Here is a 20,072-nt window from a genome sequence, read left to right as displayed (position 1 = left end):
CCGGGAACGGCCCCGCAGGGGCTCGCTCCCCCACACCCTCCCCACAACGAGGAACGGCCCCCTCGAAGGGAGCCGTTCCTGACGTTCCGCGGGTCTCCGCGCGGCCAGCTGCAAGGCGGAGAAGGGCGCGATACCGGAGGTATCGCAACCGCCGACAACGCCGCAGATGACCGTGCGGAGACCCGCGGAATCACTCCCACTCGATGGTGCCGGGGGGCTTGGAGGTCACATCCAGCACCACCCGGTTCACGCCGCTCACCTCATTGGTGATGCGGTTGGAGATGCGGGCGAGGAGGTCGTAGGGCAGGCGGGTCCAGTCGGCGGTCATCGCGTCCTCGGAGGAGACGGGACGCAGGACGATCGGGTGGCCGTAGGTGCGGCCGTCGCCCTGGACGCCGACCGAGCGGACGTCGGCGAGGAGGACGACGGGGCACTGCCAGATCTCGGTGTCGAGGCCGGCGGCGGTGAGCTCGGCGCGGACGATGGCGTCGGCGTCCTGCAGCAGATCGAGCCGCTCCTGGGTGACCTCGCCGACGATGCGGATGCCCAGGCCGGGGCCGGGGAAGGGCTGGCGGCCGACGATGGCCTCGGGGAGGCCGAGCTCGCGGCCGATCGCGCGGACCTCGTCCTTGAAGAGGGTGCGGAGCGGCTCGACGAGCGCGAACTGCAGGTCCTCGGGGAGTCCGCCGACGTTGTGGTGGGACTTGATGTTGGCGGTGCCGGTGCCGCCGCCGGATTCGACGACGTCGGGGTAGAGCGTGCCCTGGACGAGGAAGTCGATCGTCTCGCCCTCGCCCTGCGCTTCGAGCACGAGCGCTTCGGCGGCGGCCTCGAAGGTGCGGATGAACTCGCGGCCGATGATCTTGCGCTTCTGCTCCGGGTCGCTGACGCCGGCGAGCGCGTCGAGGAACTGCTCGCGCGCGTCGACGGTGACCAGGCGGACGCCGGTCGCGGCGACGTAGTCCTCCTCGACCTGGCGGCGCTCGTCCTTGCGGAGGAGTCCGTGGTCGACGAAGACGCAGGTGAGCTGGTCGCCGATGGCGCGGTGCACGATCGCGGCGGCGACGGCGGAGTCGACTCCGCCGGACAGGCCGCAGATGACGCGGCCGGTGCCGACCTGCTCGCGGATCACGGCGACCTGGTCGTCGATCACGTTGGAGGAGTTCCAGTCGGCCGGGATGCCCGCGGCGCGGTGGAGGAAGTTCTCGATCACGGCCTGGCCGTAGGCGGAGTGCTTGACCTCGGGGTGCCACTGCACGCCGTAGAGGCGGCGCTCGTCGTTGCCGAAGGCGGCGACCGGGGTGGAGCTCGTGGAGGCGAGGACCTCGAAGCCCGCGGGCGCCTGTGCGACCGAGTCGCCGTGGCTCATCCACACCGTCTGGTCGGCGGGCTGCTCGCCGAGGAGCACGCCGCCGTCGGTCGAGAGGGCGGCGTCGGTCGCTCCGTACTCGCGCAGCCCCGTGTTGGCGACCTCGCCGCCGAGCGTCTTCGCCATCACCTGGAAGCCGTAGCAGATGCCCAGGACCGGGACGCCGAGGTCGAAGATCGCGGGATCGAGCTGCGGAGCGCCCTCCTCGTACACGCTGGAGGGGCCGCCCGAGAGGATGATGCCGACGGGCGACTTCGCGGCGATCTCGGCGGCCGTGGCGTTCGAGGGCACGATCTCGGAGTAGACGTTCGCCTCGCGGACCCGGCGGGCGATCAGCTGCGCGTACTGCGCGCCGAAGTCGACGACGAGGACGGGCTGCGCGGCCAGGTGCGGCTGGGGAGCGGTGGGCTGCTCGCTAATGGGGGGCCTCCACGGAGTCGGTCGGGGTCTTCGGGTCGGTGCCGGCGGTCCGGCGCTCGAGGTACTGCTCGACCTCGCGGGCGATGCGGGTCTCGACGAAGAAGGAGAGGGTGGGCACCACGCCGCCGAGCGCGATGAGCACGAAGCGCGTGAACGGCCAGCGCATGAGGCTCCACAGGCGGAAGTCGGCGAAGAGGTAGACGACGTAGAACCAGCCGTGCGCGATCAGGATGCCGGTGGACAGGTTCGCCCCGGTGCCGCTGGACTTGAACTCGCCTCCGGGCACCTCGTACATCGGAGCGAAGTGCAGGACGCCCTGCTGGCCGAAGGCGAACAGCTCGAGGTGGAAGACGTACTTGAGCAGCATCTCCGCGCAGAGCAGGAGCAGCATCACGCCGGTGATGATCGAGGTCACCCGGTAGAAGCGCAGTGCGCTCCGGATCGCAGGGAACTGCGCGGGCTTGGGCTCGAGGGGCATGGCGACCAGTTTACGGTGCGGGGGCGGGGGCCTCGGCCCGGTCGCCCAGGTCGGCGCGGGCGCGCTCCTCGGCGTCGAGCGCCTCCTCCGCCTCGCGCTCCCACGCGTCCTTGACGAGGCGGAACCAGAGGTAGAGGGCGAAGCCGGCGAAGACGACCCACTCGATCGCGTAGAAGACGTTGAGCCAGTTCAGCGAGACGTCGCTCACGCGCGCCGGGGAGTCGATGGCCTCGAGGCCGGCGACCGGCTCGTCGACGACCACGTAGCCCTCGTAGACGTCCTGCGGCGGATCCGGCCAGCGGTTGATCAGCGCCGGGACGGAGAGCGCGGTGAGGGTCGCGGGATCCAGGCCCTCCGCCGGCGCCTCCGCGGCCTCGTTGGCCACGAGGCGGCCGGTGAAGGAGGAGGGCGCCTGCTCGCTCCCGCTGTTCAGCGCGTCCGCGACGGACTGCGCCTGCGCCTCGTCCTGCGTCCAGCCGTAGGCGAGCACGAGGTCGGCGTCGGCGGTGCGCGTGCGGGCGATGACCCACCAGCCCGGCTGCTCGCCGTTCAGGCGGCCGCCGAGGATCTCGGCCCCGCCCGGCACGAGGACGGACGAGCCGTCCACGCGCTGGCCGTCGGCGGTCGCCGTGATCGAGCGGGAGGGGGTCGCGACCTCGCCGAGCGGGAGCGTCGTCTCCGACACTCCGGAGTCGGGAGCCGCGGCCTCGACCGCGCGGCCGACCTGCCACTGCCCGAGGGCGGCGAAGAGCCCGGCGATCAGGAGCGCGAGCGCCAGCGCGGCGATCCAGCGCGGGCGCCGGGCCACCTGCCCGACCGTGCTCTGCGTCATTCGTCCCTCGTCCGCCGTCGATCCGCGCGGTGTCCCGCGAGCCGGATCGAGCCTAACCCGTGAGTGTGGGAGCTCCGTGGGATCAGTAGTCGGGCTCCCTCGGGCGGCGGGGCCGGGCGTCGTCGGCGCCGTCGGACTGCTGCATCGCCTGGTCGATGAGCGCCTGGCGCATCGGATCGGGGAACTCGTCGTCGAGCTCGTCCGGCTCCGCGGGGCGCCTTGGAGGAGCGGGGGCCTCCTCCGCGGCGACGGCGGGCGCGGCCATCGCCGCCTCCACGAGCGCGAAGTCCTCCTCGTCCATCGCCGTGGCCGCTGCAGGCGCCGGGCGGTGCCTCCGCCGCGAGAGGAACGCGCCGATGCTCTCGGAGCGCGAGGCGAGGATCGGCCCGACGATGGCCATGATCAGCACGTAGAGGCCGGCGAAGGGCTGGATCCGCTCGTCGAGCCCCGCCGAGAGCGAGAGCGTCGCCAGGATGAGCGCGAACTCGCCCCGGTTGTGCAGGATGAACGCCGCGTTCAGGCCGGCGCGCGGTCCGAGCTTGTTGAGCCAGGCGACGAACTGCCCCGCGCCGAGGTTGAGGAAGATGGTCATCACCGCGGCGATGAGCACCGGCACCACGACGCTCGGGAACGCGCCGGGATCCAGCCCGAGACCGAAGTTGACGAAGAAGAAGGCGCCGAACACGTCGCGCAGCGGGATCGCGATGTGCTCGACCCTCGACCGGAACCGCGTCGCACCGATGACCAGTCCGATCAGGAACGCGCCGATGGCGTCCGTCACTCCGAGGACCTCGCCGATGCCGCCGAACAGGATGGCGAGTCCGAAGAACAGGATCGTGAACAGCTCGTCGTCGCGGGTGCGGAAGAAGCGGGAGACGACCTTCCCGCCCCAGCGGGCGATCGCGAACATCACCACGAGGAACGCGAACGCGATGACGAGCTTGAGCACCACCGGCCACGGCTCCGTCTCCCCCGAGAGCACGACGGACACGATCGCCAGGTACACCGCGATGAAGATGTCCTCGACGACCGTGACGCCCAGGATCATCGGCGTCTCGGGGTTCGCCAGGCGCTTGAGCTCGATCAGCAGCTTGGTGACGATCGCGCTCGAGCTCGTCGCCGTGATGCCCGCGATGATCAGCGCCTCGCGGCTGCCCCAGCCCAGCGCGAAGCCGAAGCCCAGGCCGACGGCCATGTTGACCGCGATGTAGGAGCCTCCGGAGAGGATCAGGCGGCCGGCGTTCCCGAAGAACTCGTCCTGGTCGAACTCCAGACCGAGGTTGAACAGCAGCAGGATCAGTCCGAAGACCGCGGTCAGCTCGATGTAGCTCGACTCGAAGTCGAGCGGGAAGAGGTGGAAGTTCGGACTCGCGAGGAGCCCGACGACCATGTAGATCGGGATGGCCGGGAGCCCGATCGTCCTCCCCAGCCGGCCGAGGACGTAGGCGACGACGAACAGGACGCCGAGGACGATGAGGTCTTCGCCGTGGTGCATCCTCAGGCTCCGGGCGGGGCGTCGACCGTCTTGGCGAAGCTGCCGGTGCGGAAGAACGCGAACGCCTTGGCGACCTTCTCGGGGCTGCCGGCGACCACGAGGGTGTCGCCGGGGAAGACGCGGAAGTCGGGGGCCGGCGCCGGGTTGGCGGCGTCGCCCCGGACCACGGCGACGACGGTCAGCCCGACGATCCCGCGGTCGGCCGGCTTGCCGAGCTGCTGTCCGGCGATGTGGTCGTCGTAGTCGACGGTGAACCAGTCGATCGAGAGGCCCGGGATCTGGTCGAGCGCGGTCAGCGACTCCGTGATCTGCGTGCCGCCGAGCAGCTCGGCGAGCGTGTGCGCCTCGTCGTCGCTCAGGCGGAGGGACACCTTGGCGCCGTCCTGGTCGCCCTCGGCGAACGTGATCAGGTCGCTGTGGCCGGAGCGGTGGGCGATGACGCCGACCTTGCCGCCGTCGGCCGTCAGGAAGGTGTGCAGAACGCCGACACCGGGCAGTTTGACCCTGCGGACCTCGACCATGCGTGCTCCCTCCGCGCCGTGCGGCGCTCCCACTCGGGACTTCCAGCTTAGGCGCGCTGCGGACCCTCCGGCCGAGGGAACCCCGACCCGTCGAGGGAGCCCGCAGTTCCTGGCGGTCTCGACGGTCCGGGGTTCCCTCGCTGTCCACAGGGGGTGGAGGGGAGTTTCCACAGACGGGGAAGGCGGAGGGGAGCAGGGGCGGCGAGGAGGCGAGAGTGGGGGGATGAGTGCGGTGAGGATCTTCCGGGACGAGGCGTGCGGCCGGTCGGACGAGTTCGTGCGGCTGCGCCGCGGAGTGTACGTGCGGGCGGGCGAGTGGGCGGAGGCCTCGGTGGACGAGAGGCAGCGGGCGCGGATCGACGCAGTGGCCGCGACCTGGACCGCGCCCTTCTTCCTCCGCGAGTCGGCGGCTGCGGTCTGGGGACTCCCCCTGGTCGAGCCGCTCGCGGAGACCGTCCACGTCGAGGGGGCGACGGACGTGGGCAGCCGGACGCGCAACGGCGTCGCCGAGCACCGGGGCGCGCGTCTGCCCTCGCTCGCGCTGATCGACGGTCTCGCCGTCTCGGACCTCGCGCAGACCGTCTTCGATCTGGCGCGGTTCTCCTCCTTCCGGCGCGCCGTCGTCGCGGCCGACCACGCCCTCCGCCTCGTCGACGAGGGCGGCTCGCCCCTGCTCACGCGTGAGGAGCTCCTGCGCCGGCACGCGGAGCTGCCCCCGGGCTCCCGGGGCCGCACGACGAGCGCCGCCGTGATCGCCTTCGCCGATCCCGCCTCCGAGACTCCGCTCGAGTCGATCAGCCGAGTAGCGGTGCACGTCGGCGGGCTGCCCGCGCCGGTACTCCAGCATCCTGTGCGCGACCAGGACGGGCTCGCCGGGATCGTCGACTTCTTCTTCGAGGAGGCGAGCGTGATCGGCGAAGCGGACGGCGACCACAAGTACACCGACCCGGCGTTCCTCCGGGGGCGCTCGCCTGAGCAGATGCTGCTGGCCGAGAAGCGCCGCGAGGACCGGCTCCGCGCCCGGGTCCGCAGCGTCGTCCGCTGGGGCTGGCGCGAAGCCTACGAGGTCCGCCCCCTGCTCGTCCGGCTGGCCCGCGCAGGCGTCCGACGCGTCGAGGGAACCCCCAACCGTCGAGGGAGCCGGCTGTTCACGGCGGCCTCGACGGTCCGGGGTTCCCTCGGTCGGTGAGCGTCAGCTCGGCTGGTACGGAGCGACGACGACCTCGACCCGCTGGAACTCCTTGAGGTCGGAGTAGCCGGTCGTCGCCATCGAGCGGCGCAGGGCGCCGATGAGGTTCGCCGTGCCGTCGGCGCCGGTGGCCGGGCCGTAGAGGACCTGCTCGAGGGTGCCGACGGTGCCGACCTCGACGCGCCGACCGCGCGGCAGCTGCGGGTGGTGCGCCTCCGCGCCCCAGTGCCAGCCGCCGCCCGGAGCGTCGGTCGCACGGGCCAGCGCCGAGCCGAGCATCACGGCGTCCGCGCCCACGGCGACGGCCTTCACGATGTCGCCGGAGGTGCCGAGGCCGCCGTCCGCGATGACGTGCACATAGCGTCCGCCCGACTCGTCGAGGTAGTCGCGGCGAGCGCCGGCGACATCGGCGACCGCGGTCGCCATCGGAGCCTGGATGCCGAGCGTCGTGCGGGTGGTGGAGGCGGCACCGCCGCCGAACCCGACGAGGACGCCCGCGGCGCCCGTGCGCATGAGGTGCAGCGCCGCGGTGTACGTGGAGGCGCCGCCGACGATGACGGGGACGTCGAGCTCGTAGATGAACTTCTTGAGGTTCAGCGGCTCGGTGTCGCGCGAGACGTGCTCGGCCGAGACGGTCGTGCCGCGGATGACGAACACGTCGACCCCGGCGTCGACGACGGTCTGGTAGAGCTCCGCGGTCCGCTGGGGCGACAGTGCACCGGCGACGGTCACGCCCGCGGCGCGGATCTCGGCCAGGCGCGCGGTCACCAGCTCGGGGCGGATCGGAGCGGAGTAGATCTCCTGCATCCGCTGCGTCGCGGTCTCGGCCGGAAGCCGGCGGATCTCCTCGAGCAGCGGCTCCGGGTCCTCGTACCGCGTCCACAGGCCCTCGAGGTCGAGGACGCCCAGCGCCCCCAGATGCCCGAGCCGGATCGCCGTCGCCGGCGACACCACCGAGTCCATCGGCGCGGCGAGGATCGGCGTCGCGAACTGGTACGCGTCGATCGACCACTTCACCGACACGACCTCGGGGTCGCGCGTCCGGCGGCTCGGGACGACGGCGATGTCGTCGAAGGCGTACGCGCGGCGGGCGCGCTTGGCGCGCCCGATCTCGATCTCCATGAGGCCGAGTTTACTGTGGCTCGCTCCTCGCTCCGCTCGTCGCTCGCCCGCAGTCGGCTCGAGCGGGTGGTCACGTTCCGCAGAGCGTCCTCCGTCCGCGCTACGACGATCCGCTGGCACGCGGATCGCCGGTCACCGCCGAGCGGTGTCAGCTGCGGCTCGCTCCTCGCTCCGCTCGTCGCTCGCCCACGGTCGGCTCGAACAGGTGGACGCGATCCGCAGAGCGGGCCGCGACCGCGCCACGACGATCCGCTGACACGCGGATCCCCGGTTCGCGCTTCCACCGTGCTCCAGAGCCCCGATCGCTCGCCCACGGTCGGCACGAGCGGGTGGACGCGATCCGCAGAGCGGGTCGGCTCTGTCGCACGAGCACGTGAACTCCGCACGGCCGCTACGACGATCCACTGGAACGCGGAACGCCGTTCCCGGCTCCGTCGCGCACTCGCGCGGTACGGGCGGCGACCACTCCCCCGCACTCGTAGGTGCGGAAGCCCTCCCCCGCAGTCGCGGCGGCGCCCCGCGCCGCTCGCGCTGCGCCCCCCGGCTCGCCAGACGGACTACGGTGCTCGTCTCCCGGAGGGAGGCGGCGGATCGGGACCGCGGCCCCTCCGGCGTGGTGGGCGTACGGGCCGCAGGCCCGTCGGGCAGAGGGGCCGCGATCCCGATCCGCCGCCGGCCCCACCAGAAGCCCTCAGCGCCGGTAGTTCGGCGCCTCCACCACCATCTGCACATCGTGAGGGTGCGACTCCTTCAGCCCGGCCGCCGTGATGCGCACGAACTTCCCGCGCTCCTTCAGCTCGGGGATGGTGCGCGCTCCGACGTAGAACATCGACTGGCGCAGTCCGCCGGCGAGCTGGTAGGCCACGTTCGCGAGCGGGCCGCGGTAGGGCACCTGGCCCTCGATGCCCTCGGCGATCAGCTTGTCGTCGGTGGGAACGTCGGACTGGAAGTAGCGGTCCTTCGAGTAGGAGGTCCGCTCGCCGCGGGTCTGCAGGGCGCCGAGGGAGCCCATTCCGCGGTAGGTCTTGAACTGCTTGCCGTTCTGGAACACGAGGTCGCCGGGGCTCTCCTCGCAGCCCGCGAGGAGGGAGCCGAGCATCACGGTGTCGGCGCCGGCGACGAGCGCCTTGGCGATGTCGCCGGAGTACTGGAGGCCGCCGTCGGCGATCACGGGGACGCCGGACTCGCGCGCGGCGAGGGACGCCTCGTAGACCGCGGTGACCTGCGGGACGCCGACGCCGGCGACGACGCGGGTGGTGCAGATCGAGCCGGGGCCGACGCCGACCTTGATCGCGTCGGCGCCCGCGTCGACGAGGGCCTGCGCCCCGGAGCGGGTCGCGACGTTGCCCCCGATGACGTCGACGCCGGCGAACGCCGCATCGGACTTCAGGCGGCGGATGATGTCGAGCACGCCGGCGGAGTCGCCGTTGGCGGTATCGACGACGATCACGTCGACGCCCGCGTCGAGCAGGGCGGTGGCGCGCTGCCAGGCGTCGCCGAAGAAGCCGATCGCGGCGCCGACCCGCAGGCGGCCCTCGTCGTCCTTCGTGGCGTTCGGGTACTGCTCCGACTTGTCGAAGTCCTTGACCGTGATGAGACCGGCGAGCTTGCCCTGCGCGTCGACGAGCGGCAGCTTCTCGATCTTGTGCTGCGCGAAGAGGGCGATGACCTCGCTGTCGGGTATGCCGACGCGGCCCGTGATCAGGCCGGTGCTGGTCATCACGTCGCGGACGAGCGTGGTCGCCTTCTCGAACGGCGAGACGAAGCGCATGTCGCGGTTGGTGATGATGCCCACGAGCACGCCGGTGGAGTCGACGACGGGGAGGCCGCTGATCCGGTACTGGCCGCAGAGGTCGTCGACCTGCGCGACGGTGGCGTCCGGGGTGGTCGTGACGGGGTTCGAGACCATTCCCGACTCGCTCCGCTTCACCCGGTCGACCTGGTCGGCCTGGTCGGCGATGGAGAGGTTGCGGTGCAGGACGCCGAGTCCGCCCTGGCGGGCCATCGCGATCGCCATGCGCGCCTCGGTGACGGTGTCCATCGCCGCGGAGAGCAGCGGGGTCGCCACGCTGATGCGCTTGGTGAGGCGGGAGGCCGTGTCGGCCTCGCTCGGGATGACGTCGGTGTGCCCCGGGAGGAGCATGACGTCGTCGTAGGTGAGTCCGAGGAATCCGAAGGGATCCGGCTGGTCCATCAATGCCCCTTAGCAGGTCGAGTGCGGGAGCCCGGAGAGGACGGGAGGAGTCCGCTCACGAGCGCCACGGTTGTTCGATCTTAAGCGCCGCGGGGCCCGCGGTATTCCTCGACGCTGCGGCCGACGGGCCTCGGATGGGCGCTGGAGCGCTCTCCTCTCCCTCATAATGTCGTCACGCGTAAGTGCGGACGGTGAAACACCGCCGACACATGCGGAACGTATGGTCAACCAACGTTGTTTGACGACGGCGATTCGGGCGTGCCCGGAGACCCCATCCGTCTGTGCACCCTGACGAGAGGTAGACGTCTTGCTCACAGCCAGCCGTTCGATGCGCCGCCAGCGCTCGACGACCCTGCATCCGACGGACCGGGAGGCGCCCCGTGGATAGGAGACGCCCGAGGCTCCGAGACCGCCTCCTGGCCCTGGGGCTGCTCGCCGCGACCCTCACCGGGATCGCCGCGGCGGCCCCCGCCGCACTCGCCGCCACCACCGCCGACCAGTCGATCATCGCCTGGGTCCGCGTGCAGGGGACGAACGAGAACCTGACGGGGGTGACCGTCGAGATCGGCGGTGACGCCTCCGCGACCGTGACCACCGGCGAGGACGGCCGGGCCACGTTCCCCCTCGACGCCGCGGGCACCTACACGGTGACCGTCGACGAGGAGTCGCTGCCCGCCGACAAGGGCTACCCCGCCGCGGGTCAGAACCCGAAGCAGGTGAAGATCGTCGCCTCGCAGAATCAGATCGTGAACTTCATCGTCTCGACGGCCAACCCGAAGGGCTCCGGGGCGACCGTCCCGGTCCCGACGGACTCCGCCGCTCCGACGAGCCCCGCGACCGAGGGCACGACCGGCAACGACGCGACGAACCCCGACGGGACGTCCAACGCGGTGAACCAGCCGGTGTCGGCCGACACGTTCTGGATCATCTTCTGGCCGAAGGTCGTCACCGGCCTGATCTTCGGGCTCCTGATCGCCCTCGCGGCGATCGGAGCCTCTCTGATCTACGGCGTGACCGGCCTGAACAACTTCGCTCACGGCGAGCTGGTCACCTTCGGTGCGCTGATGGCGTACCTCTTCTCCGGGGTCTTCGGACTCCCGGCGCTGCTGGCCATCCCGATCGCGGTGATCCTCGGCGGGGCCTTCGGCTTCGTCCAGGACGGGCTGCTCTGGAAGCCGTTGCGGAAGAAGGGCATCCAGCTCATCCCGCTGATGATCGTGACGATCGGCCTCTCGCTGGCCCTGCGCTACGTGTTCGTCTTCTTCTTCGGGGCCGACCGCCTCTCGCTCCCCAACAGCACCGCTCCGTTCTTCACGGTGCCGGAGCTCGGGATCAGCCTGAAGTTCACCGACATCGTCGGCGCCGTCGTCGGCGTCGTCTGCATCGTCGCCGTGGCCTACGTCCTCACGAAGACGAAGATCGGCAAGGCGATGCGGGCGGTCTCGGACAACCGCGCCCTCGCCTCCGCCTCGGGCATCAACGTCGAGCGCGTCATCCGCGTCGTCTGGGTGATGTCGGGCGCTCTCGCCGCACTGGCGGGCGTCTACATCGGCTACTACCAGTCGCTGCGCTGGGACACGGGAGCGTCGATCCTGCTGCTGATCTTCGCGGCGATCACGCTCGGCGGACTCGGCTCCGCCTACGGCGCGCTGGTCGGCTCGCTCATCATCGGACTGATGATGAACATCTCGACGATCTGGATCCCGGAGAACCTCAAGTACGTGGCTCCGCTCGTTCTCATGATCATCATCCTCCTGGTCAGGCCGCAGGGAATCCTGGGCCGCAAGGAACGGATCGGCTAGGACACCATGAACCTCAACTTCATCTGGCTGGCGATCGGGCAGATCGTCGATCCCACTGTCGCCGCGTATGCGCTGGCGACCATCGGCCTGGTCATCCACTTCGGATTCACGGGGCTGCTCAACTTCGGACAGGCCGGCTTCATGGCGGTGGGCGGCTACGCCTTCGCCATCACCTCGGTCAAGTTCGAGTGGCCCGTCTGGGGCTCCTTCCTCGCGACGATCGTCGCGGCGACCGTCTTCGCGCTCATCCTGGGCATCCCGACGCTCCGGCTGCGGGCCGACTACCTCTCGATCGTCACGATCGCGGCGGCGGAGATCATCCGGCTCTCGGTCAAGACCCCCGAGTTCTCGGCGATCACCGGCGGCTCGGAGGGCATCAACGGCGCCGCGAAGGCGTTCAACGACCTCAACCCGCTCCCCGAGGGCCGCTGGGGCATCGGCGTGCTCACCTACAGCCAGGACCAGTGGTGGGTGCGGATCGTCGGCTGGGGCCTCGTGCTCCTGGCCTGCCTCCTGGTGTTCCTCCTGATGCGCAGCCCCTGGGGCCGCGTCATCAAGGGCATCCGCGAGGACGAGGACGCCGTGCGCTCGCTCGGCAAGAACGTCTTCTCGTACAAGATCCAGGCGCTCATCCTGGGCGGAGTGCTCGGAGGCCTCGCAGGAGCGCTGTTCATCCTCCCCCGCTCGCTCCAGCCCGACAACTACGGCACCCAGCTCACGTTCTTCCTCTACACGATCATGCTGCTGGGCGGCGCTGCGACGGTCTTCGGACCCGTCGTCGGCTCGATCATCTTCTGGGTCGTCCTCGGTCTGACCGACGGACTGCTCACGCTCGGGATCGACACCGGGGTCCTCAACAACGACCTCATCCGCCTCACCACCGTGCAGACCGGACCCATCCGGTTCATCGTGGTGGGGGTAGCCCTCATGCTCCTGGTGATCTTCAGACCCCAGGGGATCTTCGGCAAGAAGAAGGATCTGCACTTTGCCTAAGACGCCGGTCTCGGACATCACCGAGGAAGCAATCGTCCCCGGGGTCAGGAAGAAGGACCCCATCGTCGTCGCCGACAACGTCAGCCGCCGCTTCGGCGGACTGACCGCTGTCGACGTCGAGCACCTCGAGATCCCCCGCGGATCCATCACTGCCCTGATCGGCCCGAACGGGGCCGGCAAGACCACGTTCTTCAACCTGCTGACGGGCTTCGACAAGCCCAACACCGGCAAGTGGAACTTCAAGGGCAAGAACCTCGCCAACGTCCCGGCCTACCGGGTGTCGCGGATGGGCATGGTGCGCACGTTCCAGCTCACCAAGGCGCTCGGCGGCATGACGGTGCTCGAGAACATGCTGCTCGGCGCGAAGGGGCAGAAGGGCGAGAACATCTTCACCTCGCTCATCCGCCCGCTGTGGTCGAAGGAGGAGGACTCGATCGAGCAGCGCGCGATCCGCCTGCTCGAGAAGTTCAAGCTGGACACCAAGCGGGACGACTACGCGTCGAGCCTGTCGGGCGGCCAGAAGAAGCTGCTCGAGATGGCGCGGGCGCTGATGTCGGAGCCCGAGCTCGTCATGCTCGACGAGCCGATGGCCGGCGTGAATCCGGCGCTGACGCAGTCGCTCCTGGGCCACATCGTGAATCTGAAGGACGAGGGCATGACCGTGCTCTTCGTCGAGCACGACATGCACATGGTCAACACGATCGCCGACTGGGTGATCGTGATGGCCGAGGGCAAGGTCGTCGCCGAGGGCCCGCCCTCGACCGTGATGAACGACCCGGCCGTCATCGACGCGTACCTGGGCGCTCACCACGACACCGACCTGGGCACGATCGAGGGCCAGCTCGAGATCGCCGAGGAGATGGACTCCGACCTCGTCCGCGAGGACGTGGAGCTGCAGGCGGAGCAGGCCGGCATCCCGACGCCCGGCCACGACGCTCCGGCCGCCGCTCCGGCCTCCGCGCCGACGAGCGTCGCCCCGACGACCGACGCCCCGGCCGTCGAATTCGAGAAGGACGAGAGATGACCGCCGACACGACGACTCCGAACACCCTCGAGACGCACGACCTGCACGCGGGCTACGTGCCGGGGGTCAACATCCTCAACGGCTCCAACGTCTACGTGAAGCGCGGCGAGCTCGTCGGGATCATCGGCCCGAACGGCGCCGGCAAGTCGACGCTGCTGAAGGCGATGTTCGGCCTGGTCAACATCCGCCAGGGCACCGTCGTGCTGAACGGCGAGGACATCACCGGCCTCAAGGCCGACAAACTGGTGTCCAAGGGCGTGGGCTTCGTGCCGCAGAACAACAACGTCTTCCCGTCGCTCACCATCGAGGAGAACCTCGAGATGGGCATGTACCAGAAGCCGAAGCTGTACAAGGAGCGGCTCGAGTTCGTCACGGAGCTCTTCCCGGAGCTCAGCAAGCGGCTCAAGCAGCGCTCGGGGTCGCTCTCGGGCGGTGAGCGCCAGATGGTGGCGATGTCGCGGGCTCTGATGATGGACCCGTCGATGCTGCTGCTCGACGAGCCCAGCGCGGGCCTGTCCCCGATGCGGCAGGACGAGACCTTCGTCAACGTGCAGAGGATCAACCGCGCGGGTGTCTCGATCATGATCGTCGAGCAGAACGCGCGGCGGGCGCTGCAGATCTGCGACCGCGGCTACGTCCTCGACCAGGGCCGCGACGCCTACGAGGGCGCGGGCCGGGAGCTGATGAACGACCCCAAGGTCATCGAGCTCTACCTGGGCACGCTCGCGACGACCAACGAGGTCACCACGAGCACCCCGACCGTCGGCGGCTGACTCCGCCGCGAAGGGCCCGTCGTCTCCGGACGGCGGGCCCTTCGTCGTTCCCCGGGGGGCGGAGCGGCTCGGAGGGCCGGCGCGGCCCCACGGGGAGGTCGAACGGCCCCGGACGGAGGCCGGTTCGGCCCGGAGAGTCGGAGGGGCCCGCCCGGGGAGGCGGGCGGTCCGGTCCCCGGAGACGCGGCCGCACGGAGTGCGCGCGGGAGGAGTCGGTCGGGCCGCTCCCCGGCCGCGGACGGGCCTCCAGCGGTCTCTCCGTGGCACGCGTCGCACCCCGGGACGTCAGCGGGACGGCGGGTCGGCGACCTCGCCTCCTGTCCGCGGAACGAGGGCACGACAGCGAGAGTCTCTCCGCAACCGCGACCCCCACGAGGGGGACGGGAAATCGCCCCTCCTGCCGTAGTTTTGGGGACACGGGACAGCCCTGCAGGGGCATGTCCCGGTCCCCTCTCCCCCGGTAGGGACCGCGATCGGCCGCCGATCTCCTCCCCTCCCCGCAGCGCCTCGAGCGCCGCGTCGTCCGCCTCGAAGGAGCCGACCATGAAGAGCTACACCCCCGCCCCTGTGGAACTCGGAGCCGGCTTCGGCACAGGTGCGATCGGCGACTACGAGCGCTGGCGCGTCGTCGGCGTCTACGCCCAGGTCGTCATCGCCGAGACCACGGGAGGCAAGCGCCGCAACTACAGCCGCTCCTTCGTCACGTACCGTCTCGCGCAGGAGGCGGAGCTGCTCCGCGCCTCCTAGGCTCTCCGCGGCACTCGGAGCGCGCGTCGTCCCTCGGAGGGCGCGCGCTTCTGCGTTCCCGCTCGACGTCGTCGCTCCCGCCCGCGGTCCGTCACGGCGCTCCTCGAGGCCGAGAGAGGCGCTCGGAGGCGCCCACTGCCCGCCGGGGCTCCTCCTCCCCTGGAGTGGCCGCCTCGACGCCGCGTGAGGCCCTGGACGCCGCGGAGCCGTTCGTCCGCGCCCGGACAGCGGTCGCCTCCGCAACGGCCGCCCCGCCTCGCTGCGCCCGTCCGCGCGACCGGTGCGTCTCCGCCTCTGCGCTCCGGGAACGGCGGAGGGGCCCGGTCCGAAGACCGAGCCCCTCAGGGATGCGGCAGGAGCCGCGTCACCGCGTCGTCAGTTCAGCGAACCCTCGACGGTCTCCTCGAAGGAGGTGGTGTTGCCCGTGCCGTACTTGTAGATCGAGACCGAGGCCTCGCTGGTGTCGCCGTTCTCGTCGAACGAGATCGGGCCGGAGAGGCCGTCGTAGTCGACGTCCTCGCCGTCGGCGATGAGCTTCGCGCAGTCGGCGAAGGTCGTGCACTTGGTGCCGCCCTCGGAGACCGACATGAGGTTGTCGCGGATGGTCGCGCCGTCCGTCGCCTTGCCCTGGAGCGCGGCGAGAGCGGTCAGGACCGTGGCGTCGTACGACTCCGGCGCGTAGCTGAACACGGTCAGCGCGTCGTTGCCCTGCGACTCGACGAGCGACTGCAGCTTGCTCTGGAAGTCCTCGGACGCCTGGACGCCGGGGTTGGTGAACTGCGCGCCGGCGATGTCGACGTTGGTGTCGGACTCGCCGATGACGCCGTAGTTGCCGTCCGTGCCGTAGAGCTTCGAGAAGTCGAAGCCCTTCGCCGAGAGCTGCTCCGCGATGGTCTTGATCTCGTCGAACGAGATGACGACCAGCGCGTCGGGGTTCGGGGCGAGGACCGAGGTCAGCGCCGAGTTGAAGTCGGTCGAGGCCGGCTCGAAGATCTCCTCGGCCGCGACGGATGCTCCGCCCGCCTCGAGGGTCTCCTTGATGTTCTTCTCGAGGCCGGTGCCGTACGCGTCGTTCATGTACAGGATCGAGACGTTGGTCTTGCCGTCGCCGAGGATCTTGTTGCCGAGGATGCGGCCCTGGAGCACGTCCGAGGGAGCGGTGCGCCAGTAGTAGCCGTCGTCGTCGTAGGTCGTGAAGTCCGGCGAGGTGTTGGCCGGCGAGATCTGGACGACGCCCGCCTGGGTCACCTGGTCGATGAAGGTCTTCGAGACGCCCGAGGACGCCGCGCCGATGATGGCGGAGACGTTGTCGGCGATGAGGGACGTGGCCGACTGCGTCGCGATGTCGGTCGTGGTGTCGCCCGAGTCCTTCTGCTCCACGTCGATGGTGATGCCGGCCTTGGCGTCGTTGATGTCGACGACCGCCTGGTCGACGCCCGCGATCTCGGGCGGGCCGAGGACGGCGAGGGTGCCGGTCTGGGGGAGGATCGTGCCGATCTTCAGGGACAGGTCGCCCGAGCCGCTGTCGCCGCCCGATCCGCTGTCGCCGCCGCCGGCACAGCCGGCGAGGACGAGAGCGCTGGCGCCCAGAATGGCGACGCCGCCGAGGGTTGCCCGGAGGGACCGCGCGCGGGCCGAGCCGGCCTTCGCGTAAACGCCCATGTTGCTCCTTGAGAGGTGTGTGTCAGTGGGAGCGGCGCCGGTGGCAACCGCTCGGCCAACCTAACCTTCGAAGCAGCCGTGAACAATACAGGGGTGTTACCAATACGTTTCGCGACCGGATCGTTACCATTCCGCCGTCGCACCGCGTCAGGACGACGCGTTCCGCAGATCAGACGGAGGAACGGCGCCGTCTGCGCTCCGCGGCGACGAGGTCGCCTGAGAAGATCGCCAGGGCGGCCCACACCAGCGCGAAGCCGATCCAGCGCTCGAGCGGCATCTCCTCGTGCAGGACGAAGGCCCCGACGAGGAACTGCAGGAACGGCGTCAGGTACTGCACGAAGCCGACGATCGAGAGCGGGAGGCGCCGGGCGGCGCCCGCGAACAGGAGCAGCGGGACGGCCGTGACGATGCCGGCCGAGGCGAGGATCAGGGCGTGTCCCGTCCCCTCCGTCGTCAGGGTCAGACCCACCGTGGAGCCCACGACCGCCAGCTGCACGACGGCGAGCGGCGTCAGCCACAGCGTCTCGAGCGTCAGCCCGCCGACCGCGTCCACAGTGCCTCCGACGCGGCTCTTCACCAGGCCGTAGAGGCCGAACGAGAAGGCGAGGGCGAGCGAGATCCACGGGAAGGATCCGTAGCCCACCGCGATGACCAGCACCGCGACCGCGCTGACGCCCATCGCGGCCCACTGCAGGGGCCGCAGGCGCTCGCGCAGCACCAGGACACCCAGCAGCACCGTGACCAGCGGATTCATGAAGTAGCCCAGAGCCGCCTCGATGACGTGGCCCGTGGTCGTGGCGATCACGTAGACCTGCCAGTTGACGTAGATGAGCACGCCCGCGATCGCCATCACGCCGAGCAGGCGGGGGCGGCGCAGCAGCGCGCCGAAGGAGCGCCAGCCGCGGAGGACCGTGAGCAGGATCACGCAGAACACGAGCGAGAAGAGCACCCGGAAGGCGACGATCTCGAACGGCGAGGCCGGCGCCATCGCGATGAAGTAGAGGGGCATCGCGCCCCAGAGCAGGTAGGCCGAGAACGCGAACAGCAGCCCCGTGCCGGACATCCCGCCCGGGCGCCCGGAGGCGCCGAGAGCCTCCACTCCTTCGCCGAGAGGCACGTCCGAGGGGGACGGCGAGACGGACTCGGCGGGGGTGCGGGAGCTGGTCACTCCCCCGATGCTACGCAGGCACGGGGCGGGGGGACGGTCCTGTACCGGGCGGATCAGGCCACTGGTCGCGAGGAGGACCGGGAACGACGGAAGGGCCCGCCGACCGAGGTCGACGGGCCCTTCCGAGGGATGCTGCCTAGCGGACGACGACCGCGAGGACGTCGCGAGCGGAGAGGACCAGCAGGTCCTCGCCACCGAACTTGACCTCGGTTCCGCCGTACTTGGAGTAGATCACCTTGTCGCCGACGGCGACGTCGAGCGGCACGCGGTTGCCGTTGTCGTCGATGCGACCGGGTCCGACGGCGACGACCTCGCCCTCCTGCGGCTTCTCCTTGGCGGTATCGGGGATGACGAGACCGGAAGCGGTCACCTGCTCCGCCTCGACCTGCTTGATGACGATGCGATCTTCGAGCGGCTTGATGGACACCGACACGGTTGACCTCTTTCTTGACGACGATGTGGGCGGAACGCGGTTCTGGCACACACGCTCCGAGAGTGCTAGATCCATCGTAGGGGCTCCGCTGGCACTCGTGCAATCAGAGTGCCAAGCGGGGCGGCGGACCCGCCGGGAGGCCGTGGCCTACCATGGCCGGATGCGACGCGACGAGCTGGTCGAGCTCCTCTCCCCCGAGGGCCTCCGGCTCCTCGACTCCCTCGACGGCTACCGGTCGGACGATCTGGTCCGGGCCGTGGCACGCCTCCGGGCGGCCGGCCACTCCCCCGTCCTCGTCGCCGCGGTGCTGACCCAGGCGAGGCTCCGGCAGAAGGCGGAGGCGAAGTTCGGCGAGTTCGCCCGCTCGATGCTCTTCACGGACGCGGGACTCGAGCAGGCGACGCGATTGCGCGTCGCCGCACTGCACGCCGGCCGGTTCGCCGCCGCGGGAGCGGCGCGCGTCGCCGACCTCGGCAGCGGTATCGGGGGCGACGCCCTCGCCCTGGCCGCGATCGACCTGGCGGTCACCGCCGTCGAGGCCGACGAGGTCACCGCGACCCTGGCCAGCTTCAACCTCGCCCCGTTCCCCGCGGCGAGCGCCGTGCACTCGACGGCCGAGGCCTTCGACCTCGACGGCTTCGACGCCGTCTACCTCGACCCCGCGCGCCGCACGGCCGGCCACCGCGAGACCCGTCGGCTCGACGATCCGGACGACTACTCCCCCTCGCTCGACTTCGCGTTCGGCCTCGCCGAGCACCTCCCGGTGGGCGTGAAGGTGGGCCCGGGCTTCGACCGAGATCGCCTCCCCCGGGACGCCGAGGCGCAGTGGGTCTCGGTCGACGGCGAGCTGGTCGAGACCGGGCTCTGGTTCGGTGCTCTGGCGCGACCGGGCGTGCGCCGCTCCGCCCTGCTGCTCGGAGCGGCCGGCTCCTCCGAGCTCACCGCGGCGGGTGACAGCGAGGACGAGGAGGTCGGCCCGCTCGGCGCGTTCGTCCACGAGCCCGACGGCTCGGCGATCCGGGCGCGCCTCCTGGGCGAGCTCGCGCGCTCCAGCGGCTCGCGGATGCTCTCGCCCGGCATCGCCTACCTGACGGGCGACGAGGCGGCCACCTCGCCCTTCCTCCGCAGCTTCCGGGTCCTCGCCGAGCTGCCGCTGGACGAGCGCACGCTGGCGAAGGAGCTGCGCACCCGCGGCGTCGGCGTGCTCGAGATCAAGAAGCGCGGAGTGGACATCGACCCCGCCCGCTTCCGCAAGCGCCTGGGCCTGTCCGGCACCGGCAGCGCGGTGCTGATCCTGACGCGGATCGCCGGGCGCCACCGCGCCCTGCTGGCGGAGCGCGTCGAGCGGCCCGCGCCGGCTCAGTAGCCGGAGGTGCCGGCGGCGAGGGCCACCACGACGAAGACGAGGAAGACCGCCAGGTAGATCAGCGAGACGGCGATGCCGACGAACCCGGTGATGATCGCGGTCAGCGCGAAGCCGCGCGCGGCCGGCTCGCGCCGGCGTCCGAGGAAGCCGAGGACGACGGCCGGAGCCGACAGCAGGAAGCCGAAGCCCGCGGCGAAGAGCGTGATGACCAGGCCGACGATGCCGAGGATCATCCCGACGAGGCTCAGCGTGCGCGGGACGACGGGCGCCGGTGCGGCCGCGTAGGCGGCGGGGTGGCCGGGCGCGGAGGGATACGCGGGCGCCGAGGGGTACGCGGGCGGGGGCGGCGGCGACCCGTAGGCCGGCGGAGCGGAGTCGGCGAGCGGCGCGGACGGCAGCGAGGGCAGCCCCGTCGAGGTGCCGACGATCGCGCTGCTGGTCTCGGGCGGGCACACCTCGCTCCTGCACGTGCGGGATCTGGTGT

At 70.8% G+C, this 20,072-nt stretch carries 18 protein-coding genes; 7 read left to right on the top strand and 11 right to left on the bottom strand.

What is annotated here, in order from left to right:
• Window positions 1-190: 190 nt before the first annotated feature.
• The 5 genes from guaA to C5D44_RS10535 form a co-directional block, all read right to left on the bottom strand.
• Complete coding sequence (guaA, locus tag C5D44_RS10555; RefSeq protein ID WP_104281633.1) at window positions 191-1,756, bottom strand: glutamine-hydrolyzing GMP synthase; 1,566 nt, start codon at window positions 1,754-1,756, stop codon at window positions 191-193.
• Between the two features lie 28 nt (window positions 1,757-1,784).
• Window positions 1,785-2,267, bottom strand: coding sequence for a DUF3817 domain-containing protein (locus C5D44_RS10550; protein WP_104274234.1), 483 nt, complete (start codon window positions 2,265-2,267; stop codon window positions 1,785-1,787).
• Window positions 2,268-2,277: 10 nt separating this feature from the next.
• Complete coding sequence (locus C5D44_RS10545; RefSeq protein ID WP_104281632.1) at window positions 2,278-3,099, bottom strand: SURF1 family cytochrome oxidase biogenesis protein; 822 nt, start codon at window positions 3,097-3,099, stop codon at window positions 2,278-2,280.
• An 82-nt stretch (window positions 3,100-3,181) separates the two neighbouring features.
• Complete coding sequence (locus tag C5D44_RS10540; protein WP_104281631.1) at window positions 3,182-4,594, bottom strand: cation:proton antiporter; 1,413 nt, start codon at window positions 4,592-4,594, stop codon at window positions 3,182-3,184.
• Window positions 4,595-4,596: 2 nt separating this feature from the next.
• On the bottom strand, window positions 4,597-5,115 hold the full coding sequence (locus C5D44_RS10535) for a cation:proton antiporter regulatory subunit (RefSeq protein ID WP_068256939.1): 519 nt from the start codon (window positions 5,113-5,115) through the stop codon (window positions 4,597-4,599).
• A 223-nt stretch (window positions 5,116-5,338) separates the two neighbouring features.
• On the opposite strand from C5D44_RS10535, the gene C5D44_RS10530 reads away from it, so the two are divergent.
• Complete coding sequence (locus C5D44_RS10530) at window positions 5,339-6,304, top strand: hypothetical protein (protein WP_104281630.1); 966 nt, start codon at window positions 5,339-5,341, stop codon at window positions 6,302-6,304.
• 3 nt (window positions 6,305-6,307) lie between these two features.
• Here C5D44_RS10530 and C5D44_RS10525 read toward each other — a convergent pair whose 3' ends face one another.
• A complete protein-coding gene (locus C5D44_RS10525; RefSeq protein WP_104224734.1) occupies window positions 6,308-7,426 on the bottom strand; it encodes a GuaB3 family IMP dehydrogenase-related protein in 1,119 nt (372 codons plus the stop codon).
• A 691-nt stretch (window positions 7,427-8,117) separates the two neighbouring features.
• Complete coding sequence (guaB, locus tag C5D44_RS10520; RefSeq protein WP_104276917.1) at window positions 8,118-9,620, bottom strand: IMP dehydrogenase; 1,503 nt, start codon at window positions 9,618-9,620, stop codon at window positions 8,118-8,120.
• A gap of 380 nt (window positions 9,621-10,000) precedes the next feature.
• Here guaB and C5D44_RS10515 point away from each other — a divergent pair, with 380 nt between their 5' ends.
• From C5D44_RS10515 to C5D44_RS10495, 5 genes are all read left to right on the top strand, one after another.
• The gene (locus tag C5D44_RS10515) at window positions 10,001-11,422 is read left to right on the top strand and encodes a branched-chain amino acid ABC transporter permease (protein ID WP_104224732.1); all 1,422 of its coding nucleotides are present in this window, start codon (window positions 10,001-10,003) and stop codon (window positions 11,420-11,422) included.
• A 6-nt stretch (window positions 11,423-11,428) separates the two neighbouring features.
• Window positions 11,429-12,415, top strand: a complete 987-nt coding sequence (locus C5D44_RS10510) for a branched-chain amino acid ABC transporter permease (RefSeq protein WP_104224731.1) — start codon at window positions 11,429-11,431, stop codon at window positions 12,413-12,415.
• Complete coding sequence (locus C5D44_RS10505; protein WP_104281629.1) at window positions 12,408-13,439, top strand: ABC transporter ATP-binding protein; 1,032 nt, start codon at window positions 12,408-12,410, stop codon at window positions 13,437-13,439. The genes C5D44_RS10510 and C5D44_RS10505 overlap by 8 nt, the downstream gene beginning before the upstream one ends.
• On the top strand, window positions 13,436-14,212 hold the full coding sequence (locus C5D44_RS10500; protein ID WP_104276915.1) for an ABC transporter ATP-binding protein: 777 nt from the start codon (window positions 13,436-13,438) through the stop codon (window positions 14,210-14,212). Before C5D44_RS10505 ends, C5D44_RS10500 begins: the two co-directional genes overlap by 4 nt.
• A gap of 543 nt (window positions 14,213-14,755) precedes the next feature.
• The gene (locus tag C5D44_RS10495; protein WP_104234164.1) at window positions 14,756-14,959 is read left to right on the top strand and encodes a hypothetical protein; all 204 of its coding nucleotides are present in this window, start codon (window positions 14,756-14,758) and stop codon (window positions 14,957-14,959) included.
• Between the two features lie 375 nt (window positions 14,960-15,334).
• Here the strand turns inward: C5D44_RS10495 and C5D44_RS10490 are convergent, their stop codons facing one another.
• The 3 genes from C5D44_RS10490 to groES form a co-directional block, all read right to left on the bottom strand.
• Window positions 15,335-16,621 carry an ABC transporter substrate-binding protein gene (locus C5D44_RS10490; protein WP_104276914.1) on the bottom strand — a complete coding sequence of 429 codons (1,287 nt, stop codon included), beginning with the start codon at window positions 16,619-16,621 and terminating at the stop codon, window positions 15,335-15,337.
• A 169-nt stretch (window positions 16,622-16,790) separates the two neighbouring features.
• The gene (gene rarD, locus C5D44_RS10485; protein WP_104224726.1) at window positions 16,791-17,684 is read right to left on the bottom strand and encodes an EamA family transporter RarD; all 894 of its coding nucleotides are present in this window, start codon (window positions 17,682-17,684) and stop codon (window positions 16,791-16,793) included.
• Window positions 17,685-17,925: 241 nt separating this feature from the next.
• Complete coding sequence (gene groES / locus C5D44_RS10480; RefSeq protein ID WP_097167691.1) at window positions 17,926-18,222, bottom strand: co-chaperone GroES; 297 nt, start codon at window positions 18,220-18,222, stop codon at window positions 17,926-17,928.
• A 160-nt stretch (window positions 18,223-18,382) separates the two neighbouring features.
• On the opposite strand from groES, the gene C5D44_RS10475 reads away from it, so the two are divergent.
• On the top strand, window positions 18,383-19,588 hold the full coding sequence (locus tag C5D44_RS10475; protein WP_104281628.1) for an SAM-dependent methyltransferase: 1,206 nt from the start codon (window positions 18,383-18,385) through the stop codon (window positions 19,586-19,588).
• Here C5D44_RS10475 and C5D44_RS18090 read toward each other — a convergent pair.
• A partial coding sequence (locus C5D44_RS18090) for a DUF4190 domain-containing protein (protein WP_258067948.1) occupies window positions 19,582-20,072 on the bottom strand: 491 nt, incomplete at its 5' end. The two genes, C5D44_RS10475 and C5D44_RS18090, sit on opposite strands and share 7 nt — an antisense overlap.

The organism is Rathayibacter sp. AY1B5, assembly GCF_002932795.1.
In the GTDB taxonomy this organism is placed as follows: domain Bacteria; phylum Actinomycetota; class Actinomycetes; order Actinomycetales; family Microbacteriaceae; genus Rathayibacter.
The sequence above is the reverse complement of the archived record's forward strand: the minus strand, read 5'-3'. Positions and strand labels throughout refer to the sequence as shown.

Bases quoted from the DNA above. Each gene is read 5' to 3' on its own strand.
- C5D44_RS10530 (WP_104281630.1), top strand. From the start codon at position 5,339: ATGAGTGCGGTGAGGATCTTCCGGGACGAGGCGTGCGGCCGGTCGGAC.
- C5D44_RS10540 (WP_104281631.1), bottom strand. From the start codon at position 4,594: ATGCACCACGGCGAAGACCTCATCGTCCTCGGCGTCCTGTTCGTCGTC.
- C5D44_RS10500 (WP_104276915.1), top strand. From the start codon at position 13,436: ATGACCGCCGACACGACGACTCCGAACACCCTCGAGACGCACGACCTG.
- C5D44_RS10545 (WP_104281632.1), bottom strand. From the start codon at position 3,099: ATGACGCAGAGCACGGTCGGGCAGGTGGCCCGGCGCCCGCGCTGGATC.
- C5D44_RS10510 (WP_104224731.1), top strand. From the start codon at position 11,429: ATGAACCTCAACTTCATCTGGCTGGCGATCGGGCAGATCGTCGATCCC.
- C5D44_RS10495 (WP_104234164.1), top strand. From the start codon at position 14,756: ATGAAGAGCTACACCCCCGCCCCTGTGGAACTCGGAGCCGGCTTCGGC.
- C5D44_RS10550 (WP_104274234.1), bottom strand. From the start codon at position 2,267: ATGCCCCTCGAGCCCAAGCCCGCGCAGTTCCCTGCGATCCGGAGCGCA.
- rarD (WP_104224726.1), bottom strand. From the start codon at position 17,684: ATGTCCGGCACGGGGCTGCTGTTCGCGTTCTCGGCCTACCTGCTCTGG.
- C5D44_RS10475 (WP_104281628.1), top strand. From the start codon at position 18,383: ATGCGACGCGACGAGCTGGTCGAGCTCCTCTCCCCCGAGGGCCTCCGG.
- guaB (WP_104276917.1), bottom strand. From the start codon at position 9,620: ATGGACCAGCCGGATCCCTTCGGATTCCTCGGACTCACCTACGACGAC.
- C5D44_RS10490 (WP_104276914.1), bottom strand. From the start codon at position 16,621: ATGGGCGTTTACGCGAAGGCCGGCTCGGCCCGCGCGCGGTCCCTCCGG.
- C5D44_RS10535 (WP_068256939.1), bottom strand. From the start codon at position 5,115: ATGGTCGAGGTCCGCAGGGTCAAACTGCCCGGTGTCGGCGTTCTGCAC.
- C5D44_RS10525 (WP_104224734.1), bottom strand. From the start codon at position 7,426: ATGGAGATCGAGATCGGGCGCGCCAAGCGCGCCCGCCGCGCGTACGCC.